7 protein-coding genes are annotated in these 8,843 nt (G+C 46.9%); 4 read left to right on the top strand and 3 right to left on the bottom strand.

All coding sequences use genetic code 11. The annotated features are described in order from the left end of the window. Nucleotides 1–329 precede the first annotated feature (329 nt). The 4 genes from PPA03S_RS28455 to PPA03S_RS28440 are packed head-to-tail and all read left to right on the top strand — an operon-like array spanning nt 330 to nt 5,483. A complete protein-coding gene (locus PPA03S_RS28455) occupies nt 330–2,663 on the top strand; it encodes an ABC transporter permease (protein WP_062328841.1) in 2,334 nt (777 codons plus the stop codon). A gap of 12 nt (nt 2,664–2,675) precedes the next feature. Then, a complete protein-coding gene (locus tag PPA03S_RS28450; protein WP_062328838.1) occupies nt 2,676–3,443 on the top strand; it encodes an ABC transporter ATP-binding protein in 768 nt (255 codons plus the stop codon). 58 nt (nt 3,444–3,501) lie between these two features. Next, the gene (locus PPA03S_RS28445; RefSeq protein WP_062328836.1) at nt 3,502–4,137 is read left to right on the top strand and encodes a TetR/AcrR family transcriptional regulator; all 636 of its coding nucleotides are present in this window, start codon (nt 3,502–3,504) and stop codon (nt 4,135–4,137) included. A gap of 20 nt (nt 4,138–4,157) precedes the next feature. Beyond that, nucleotides 4,158–5,483 (top strand): MFS transporter, encoded by a 1,326-nt coding sequence (locus PPA03S_RS28440; RefSeq protein WP_062328834.1) that lies wholly within the window; start codon nt 4,158–4,160, stop codon nt 5,481–5,483. 173 nt (nt 5,484–5,656) lie between these two features. Here PPA03S_RS28440 and PPA03S_RS28435 read toward each other — a convergent pair whose 3' ends face one another. From PPA03S_RS28435 to PPA03S_RS28425, 3 genes are all read right to left on the bottom strand, one after another. Next, nucleotides 5,657–6,481 carry a carbohydrate ABC transporter permease gene (locus tag PPA03S_RS28435; protein ID WP_062328832.1) on the bottom strand — a complete coding sequence of 275 codons (825 nt, stop codon included), beginning with the start codon at nt 6,479–6,481 and terminating at the stop codon, nt 5,657–5,659. Further along, nucleotides 6,482–7,354, bottom strand: coding sequence for a carbohydrate ABC transporter permease (locus tag PPA03S_RS28430; protein WP_062328828.1), 873 nt, complete (start codon nt 7,352–7,354; stop codon nt 6,482–6,484). 106 nt (nt 7,355–7,460) lie between these two features. Beyond that, nucleotides 7,461–8,762: an ABC transporter substrate-binding protein gene (locus PPA03S_RS28425; RefSeq protein ID WP_062328823.1), complete on the bottom strand. Its 1,302-nt coding sequence runs from the start codon at nt 8,760–8,762 to the stop codon at nt 7,461–7,463. Between the last annotated feature and the right edge of the window lie 81 nt (nt 8,763–8,843).

Below are 8,843 nucleotides of genomic sequence, written 5' to 3'. Positions count from 1 at the left end.
AAACTGTCTTATATAAAATGATATTTAACATCAGGAATATTTCGTAATTATAGATGATGATAGCAATCAGAAAAAAATAGAAAAAAATATGTTAATTGACAAATATTTTAGTCCATATATAATCTGATTATCTACACCTATGTACATATTGAGAAAATCATTCCAAAACGAAAAGCAGGGGGGGGATACCTATTCTTTAAAATTTTCGAACAAATCAACTTCTCATAACATTTGGTTATAAACATGTAATTTGAAATAATATTTGTCCAGAATGATTTGACTCCAGATGAATAGGAACGACTTGTAGATGAGAGGAGCCATGTTCGTTTATGCTGCTACGAATGCTGAGAAACGATATAACGAGAAAGAAAGGGATTACGGCTGCGTTGTTTATTTTTGTACTGCTGGCCGCCTTGCTGGTATCTTCGGGGTCACGAATGATTATGGAACTGACGAGTTCCATCCAATATCTGTTCTCTGAATCCAAAACACCGCACTTTGTACAAATGCATGCCGGAGAACTCGACCAGGCCAAAGTGAACACATGGGCCGAGGGAAATGCCATGGTTGATCAGCATCAGATTGTGGAGATGGTCAACATTGACGGTTCTAACCTGTTTCTCGGAGCAGAGTCCGAAAAGAACAGTGTCATGGATATTGATTTTGTTACACAGAATCAGGGTTTTGACTACTTGTTGAATCTGAACAGTGAGATTATACAGGTTAATGATGGCGAGATCGCAGTACCGGTATATTACATGCAGCAGAACAAATTGAACGTGGGTGATCAGGTCCGGGTAGGTAATGGACAGTTTGATCGTTCCTATACGATTGTTGATTTTGTCCGTGATGCTCAGATGAATCCGTCGGTTGTGCACTCCAAACGTTTTATTGTAAGTTCAGGAAATTTGCAGGAACTGAAGCAGAGCATCGGGGAGATGGAGTATCTCATTGAGTTCCGAATGACTGATCCCGGGCGGACGGGAGATTTCACCCAGGCTTACCAAAATGCCGGGCTTCCCAACGCCGGGCCAGTCGTAACCTACGGGCTGTTCCAGGTATTGAATGCCATGACCGACGGAGTTATTGCAGCCGTCATTATTCTGGTCAGTCTTGTGCTGATTCTGATCGCGATGCTCTGCATCCGATTCACAATGCTTGCAACCATCGAAGAGGACTATCGTGAGATTAGTGTCATGAAAGCGATTGGGATCGCAGAGAAGGATATCAAGAGACTGTATCTGATGAAGTATGTTTTTATGGCCGGATTAGCTTCCGTGCTGGGTTACATTGCATCCCTTGGCGTGAACAGACTGTTCGTTTCAAATATCATGTTGTACATGGGAAAAGCACCTGCAACCTTGCTGCATTTTGCCATTCCTTTAGTGGCAGCCGGATTGATCTTCGCAATGGTGGTTCTGTTCTGCCGGACGGTGCTGCGGCGTTTTCGTTCCATCTCCGCGGTGGATGCTCTCCGTACCGGAAGCCTGGGAGACACAAAGCTCATTCGAAATCGGCTTAGTTTGTCCCGCAATCGCTGGTCTTCCGTACCTGTCTTTCTTGGTCTGAAGGAAGTCATTCAGCGAATAAAGATGTTCCGCTTGTTATTATTCGTCTTTGTAGTCAGTTCATTTATCATGATTGTGCCGGTCAACTTCCTGAACACTTTGCAGGCGCCGAGCTTTATTTCCTATATGGGTGTTGGACAAAGCGATATTCGCATTGACTTGAGGCATACAGACGATGTAGAGCAGCGTTATGCCAATCTGGTTGCCCAGATTCAAAAGGATAATGACATCAAAACGTATTCCCCATTGGTAACAAGCCAGTTCAAGGTTCGGAATGCGGAAGGAAGTTACGACAACCTGAGTGTGGAAACCGGGGATTTCAGTATTTTCCCATTGTCCTATGTTAGCGGCAATGCACCAACAACCGGGAATGAAATTGCGCTATCCGATGCAAATAGCAGCGAGTTGGGCCTGAAGACAGGTGAGCAGCTTACCTTACTGGTTAATGGCAAGGACCAGGTAATGACAGTCAGCGGCATATATCAGGACGTTACGAATGGTGGGAAAACGGCGAAGGCGTTGTTGCCCTACAACAAGGATAGCGTTTTGTGGTACGTGGTCAGTCTCGATTTGAAAGATCGCGGGGAAATGGCTGCCAAAATTGCTGAGTATGAGACGTCTTTCTCTCCAGCCAAAGTAACGGATCTTCAAGGTTATCTGGATCAGACGCTTGGAGGAACGATTCAGCAATTGAAATTGGTTACGATGCTGGCCTTGGTCGTCGGTGTCTTCATCTCCATTTTAATTACATCCCTGTTCCTTCAGATGTTAGTAGCCAAGGATAACAATGACATTGCTGTGTTAAGAAGTCTCGGCTTTGCCTTGTCCAAGATCAAGTTAAAGTATGTCGTGATGTCACTTGTCATATTAATTGTTGGGGTTGTTGCTGGAACGATATTATCCAATACGTTGGGTCCGTTGCTGGTCAGTGGCATCATGTCGACGTTTGGTGCTTCGAATATTGTTTTTGTTGTTAACCCGCTGCAGGCATATATTTTGTGTCCATTGCTGCTTGCAGGCACGATCGTACTGACGGCATGGATCAGCATACAATCAATCAAGGAAACGAGCATATCCAAAATGATTGTGGAATAGGGAGGATTAACAATGACAACGATACTTGAAGCCAAAGAAGTGAATAAATCCGTAGCGATCGGCGAGAATGAAGAACATAGCATCCTGAAAGATATCAACCTTCAATTAAAAAAGGGAGAGTTTGTTTCCGTCATGGGCCCGTCCGGCTCAGGCAAGTCCACTTTACTGTACAACATCAGCGGCATGGATCAGATTAGTGCGGGCAGCGTCTATTTTAATGGCAAAAAAATATCTGCATTTCAGGAGAGAGACCTGGCAAGTCTGCGTCTGACCAAGATGGGGTTCATTTTTCAAAATATTCATCTGCTCAAAAATCTGAATCTGTTGGACAATATCGTACTGTCCGCGTATCTCGCCAAGAACAGCAGCAGAGAAACGATCAATACACGGGCAATGTCACTGATGAAAAAAATGGGGATTGACGAGCTGGCCCAGCATAACATCACCCAAGCCTCTGGAGGACAGCTGCAGCGGATTGCCATCTGCCGTGCGCTTATTAATAATCCAGATATTCTATTTGGAGATGAACCGACGGGGGCGCTGAATTCCAAATCAACGTATGAGATCATGGATATTCTGGGCGATATTAATGCAACGGGTACAACCATTCTGCTGGTGACCCATGATGTGAAAGTCGCTGCCAGATCGGAACGTGTACTGTTTATGATGGACGGCAAACTGGTTGCAGACAAAAATATCGGAAAATATGCAAGAGAACGTCAGGATCTGAAAGCAAGGGAAAGCCATCTGGCGCAATGGTTGACTGAAATGGGGTTCTAAAAAAAAACTTCATGACTACAATAGACCGACAGTCGGTCGGCGTATCGGAGGCCAGGATATGAGATTGATGAAAAACCCGGAAGAACGCAGAAACGAGATTTTGGATGCAGCCGAGATTCTATTCGTGACCAAAGGATATACCAAAGCGACAGTGATGGATATTCTCCAGGCGTGCAGCATTGCCAAGGGCACATTTTATTATTATTTTCAGTCCAAAGAAGAGGTTATGAACGCCATCGTCATGCGTTTTATTCTAAGCGGGGAGGCATCAGCCAAGCGCGTGGTATCCGATCCCAAACTGAATGCCCATGACAAAATTTTCAGAATCATGATGGCACAGAGTCAGCCTGACGACAGAAAGCATGATCTCATCGAGCAATTACACAGTGTCCATAATGTGGAGATGCACCAAAAGAGTCTTGTGGAGACGGTGATTCGATTAAGTCCCATCTTGGCTGAAGTGGTGGAGCAGGGCATTCAGGAAGGGGTGTTTCATACGCCTAACCCCAAGGAATCCATCGAATTTCTGCTCGTATCGTCCCAGTTTTTGCTGGATCGAGGCATCTTTCAATGGGAGGAGGAAGAACTCCAAAAAAAGGTGGAAGCATTCACGCATATTATGGAACGTGTTCTGGGAGCAGAAAAAGGAAGCTTTGCCTACGTCACCCGTCTTTATTTTCCACATCAAGCTTAGCGAAGAAAGGAGTACTCTCCATGGAACATACCGTTCAAAAATCATTTCGGAAATTTCTGGTTGTATGGTTCGGTCAGCTGATTTCCATGATTGGGATTGGACTTACGGCCTTCTCTCTGGGGGTGTATGCCTTTGAAAAAACAAATACGGCAACAAGTGTTGCGATGATTACCTTGTTCACGTTTCTGCCGAACATCCTGCTTCGCCCAATTGGAGGTGTGCTGGCTGATCGGTTCGACCGTCGAACCATGATGATCATCGGCGACCTCGGGTCGGCAGCCGGTTTGATTTTCATTCTGTCGATTATGCTCACGGGTGATATCCAGTTATGGCATATCTATGTGGGAGTGGCTTTTAGTTCCGTGTTTTCCGCGCTTCAAAGCCCGGCATACAAGGCTTCTGCCACGGACTTGCTGGATAAAGATCAATTCTCCAAAGGAAGCGGTCTTGTGCAACTGGCTGAATCCTCCAAATTTCTGTTTTCACCCATCATTGCGGGTATTCTGCTAGGTATCACAACCATTGAAGTCATTCTGGTCATTAATATTCTGACCTTCCTGGTCGCCATTCTGGCTGTGCTGGTTATTCGGAAGAGCATGAAGGTAGAGCGAGAGGATCAAGAAGACAAAAACTGGATGACGGATATTCAGGAGGGCTGGAGAGAAGTTGTAACCAACAAGGGCGTACTGCTGCTGGTCGTGATTATTTCACTGGTCACCTTCTATCTGGGATTTCTGGAGACCCTTATTGGCCCGATGCTGCTGTCCTTTACAGATGCCAAAACGTTAGGGACGTTTCAGTCCGTTAGCGCGATCGGCATGCTGATCAGCAGCTTGTGCATCGGCATATTTACGATGACGAAGAAATACGCAAGTGTGCTGGTCATGGGTCTGATTTTGTGCGGCCTGTCTTTCTCGCTTCTGGGGGTGTCCACCAACATTTATTTTATTATTTTCGCAGGTTTTCTGTTCCTGTCATCGCTGCCGTTTGTCAATATGAGCGCAGATGTGCTGGTACGTAACAATATCGCCAACGAGAAGCAGGGCAGGGTATGGGGCATCATTGGTATTCTGTCACAGCTCGGGTTCGTGATAGCCTACAGTTTGGCTGGATTTCTGGCCGACCAAGTGTTTAATCCGCTGATGATGGAGGGTGGAGCGCTGGCATCTTCCGTGGGTCAGATCATTGGAACAGGGCCGGGAAGAGGCATTGCCCTGCTGTTCATCATTGCGGGTCTGTTCGTTATTTTGATTGCGCTTATCACATCCCGTTTGAAAATGATCAAGTCGTTGGAGCAAGACACTGATATCGCTCCGCCGGATTCTGCCGGGTTGGCGCATGATTAATTCAGAATGAATGTGTGATAGCTAAGGATTTCAACAGGGAAAGCCCTCGTCCGAAGCAGGTGAACGGTTCTGTATGAAGAACCAGACACCTGCTTTGCATACGAGGGCTTTTTGGCTGTGAAGTCAGCCTTTTTTTATTAAAAACGTCTGGGGATATGGTCTTTCAAGTGAGCTTATCCTTTAACCGCACCGGAAGTTAAACCGCCAACAATATATTTCTGCCCAATCAGGAATACAATCAACACGGGCAGGGAAGTCAGCACGATATCTGCACTTACCAGATTCCACTGAGCACTGAACTGTCCGAAGAAGTTATATACGGCCAGCGTCATCGGCCACATCTCGACAGTATTGAGCATGTAGAGCGGGGCGGTAAACTCATTCCAGACACTCAGGAAATTAAGAACAAATACCGTAACCAGCACGGAGGTTAATAAAGGCACGATGATTCTCAGAAACAGTTTGATCCCGTTGCATCCGTCCATAATGGCTGCCTCATCCAGTTCTTTCGGAATATTGGATACAAACGCATACGTGATGAATAGCGAGATCGGAATGCCCATCGCTGTGTACAGCAGAATCATGCCCACATGCGAATTAATCATGCTCAGGGATTTCATCACTTCCATTAAAGGGATGTAATTGAGTGGCAGGGTAATGCCCAGAATGAGAAAGAAGTACAGGAACTTGTTTAACTTCGAATAATTACGTGACAATGTAAAGGCCGAGAACGCCACAACAAACACCAGCAGCAGGGAAGAGGCAGTTGAATGCAGCAGACTGTTGAAAAAGGAACCACCCAAGTGTCCCTGCTCATAGACAATTTTATAATTTTCAAAAATAAACTTCTCCGGCAGGGTCAGTTTCAGTACTTTGGCTTCCGCATCGGATTTGAATGAATTCAGGACAATGACGACAAAAGGAATCAGTACCACCAGGCTAAGCAGCCAGGCAAGTACGTTCAAGCCGATGGCAACCAGCCGTTTTTTCACTCGCATCTAGAATTCCACCTTTCGGTTCATCAAGCGGATGATGAAGAAGGAGATGATCGCCATGATGACAAACAGAATTGTGGATAATGCACTGCCGAGCCCCCAATAGCCTTTGGCAAAAGAGGAATATACCGCTGTGTTAATCACATCTGTCGCGTTGCCGGGTCCACCGTTAGTCAGTACGTATACGGCATCGAAAACTCTCAGCCCATACGTGATATTAAGCACTGTGGCGATCGTAATCGTAGGCATCAGCATCGGAATGGTGATCCGAAACAGCTTCTGCCCGAAGCCGGCACCATCAATGGATGCCGCTTCATAATAATCACGGGGAATGGCGAGCAGTCCAGCAATGAACAGCACCATGATGTACCCCATGCCTTTCCACGTATCCACCGCCATGATGGATGGCATGGCCCAGGTCAGTGAGCCCAGCCAGTTCTGGGTCAGCACGTCCAGACCGAGCGAACGCAGCGTCACATTGACGAAGCCGTTGTTGGGGTCGAGCAGACTTTTGAAGACCAGGCCGACGATCAGGAACGAAAGGACTTGGGGTGAAAATATGATCATTCGGTGCAGATTGGCAGCCTTCACACCGCTGACCAGCAGCAGGGCAAGGAAGAGGCCCAGAACCGTCTTGGCGATGGAGGTGATCAGGGTGAAAAGGACTGTATTTTTAATAAAAAGTATATAGGTTGGATCACCCGCCAGAATCGTGCGGAAATGTTCCAGGCCGACAAAGTTCTTCTCGGAGCTGTAGCTGTTCCAGTCGGTGAAGGAATAATAGATGCCCAGCAGGGCGGGAGCGACGATGAACAGCAGATACAGTACAATCGCTCCGGATGAGAAATACCAGGGGTAAATCTTGTTCGCATTCATAATCCGTAACACCTGTCCTTCCTGCCAGCATCCATTGCGCGGGCGATGCCCACTGCATGTAGCGCTGGTCAGCCTTATTTGATCATGTTACCTGGCATATACGCTGTTATTGCCACGCTTCATCCTTCAGCACTTTGGCTTGTTCAGCCCGGCGTTTATCAATATTCTGCAATATTTGCTCGGGGGTCATTGCTCCGGCGAACATGCCGGAAAGATCCTTGCCGATATCCATCCATTGCGGATCAATGTACTTCACGGCTGCCTGCATCACCGTACCCTTTTCATGACTCTTCTCATAATCGATATAATCCTGCGTCAGCTTCGGTTCGATTTCCGGCCAGCAGATCGTCAGGTTGCCTTCACCTTCATCAAAGACACGCTGCAGATGATCATGCTCCGTAATCCAGCGGAAGAATTTCAGTACTTCCTCGGGATGTTTGCTGTTTTTGTTGCCAAACATGGCTGCTGAACCACCGGGGTTCACACCGATGGTCTGATTATCTCCCCACGGCATCACGAAGAATCCCATGTTGTCCGCCATCGCCGGATAAGCCTCGGAAACTTCCTTTTCTGTACCTGGAACTCGCAGCAGCATAGCCGCTTTCTCCTGACCGAAGGCCTCGATTCCGGCTTCAACCGTATTGGATAGGAAATCCTTGCCGAAATAGCCAAGGTCCGCAAATTCTTTCAACTGCTCAATGACCGTTCTGAGCTGCGTCAAATCTTCGACTTTCATCTCATTGTTGTTCAGCTTCTCGTACGTTCCCGGCGCAGACTGCTCATAGTTAGGTCCGGTTTCGAACAAAGGCAGAACCTGATACCAACCGCTGGCAGGTGCCTGATAGAAAGGGATGATATCCTTGTCCTTGATTTTCTGGCTGATCGCCTTGAATTCAGCATATGAAGTGGGCGGCTCAATGCCAAGCTCTTCAAAGATACGTTTGTTATAGTACACATACCAGATTTTCGTTGGTGCAAAAGAAACGCCATATACCTTGTCCTTATGACTGACTGTTGGCAAAATCTCTTCGGACATGCGACCCGTAAATTCTTCCTGGGTCAGATCAATTGCGTTTTCTTCCGGCCTTACGTTGGCCGGCATACTAAGCGGGTCCACGTCAACATTGAAAATATCGGGAGCTTCACCGGAGGCGAGCTTCACCTTGATCAAATCACGCCACTGGGCGTCGGGTACCACCTGAAAGTCAATTTTGACGCCGGTTTCCTGCTCATACTCCTTGGCCATCGTCTGCATGATCCCTGTACGCGGAATGCCCGACTGGCTTGTTCCAAAGGTGAGGGTTACCTTGCCACTCCCGTCTGCACTTTTACCGGAGCTGCACCCGGCAAGCAGCAAGGTGGAGAGCAGCAGCACACTAGCGAAGGAAAATAGAAATCGTTTTCTCATGATTGAACCTCCCAGAATAGAAAGAATAATTGACTCTTGCCGAAACACTTAATGTAAGCGTATTCTTATGTGGATAACTTT

Source organism: Paenibacillus pabuli NBRC 13638 (assembly GCF_001514495.1).
Lineage (GTDB): Bacteria > Bacillota > Bacilli > Paenibacillales > Paenibacillaceae > Paenibacillus > Paenibacillus pabuli.
Note: the sequence above shows the minus strand (reverse complement) of the source record. Positions and strands in the feature narration are given on the sequence as shown.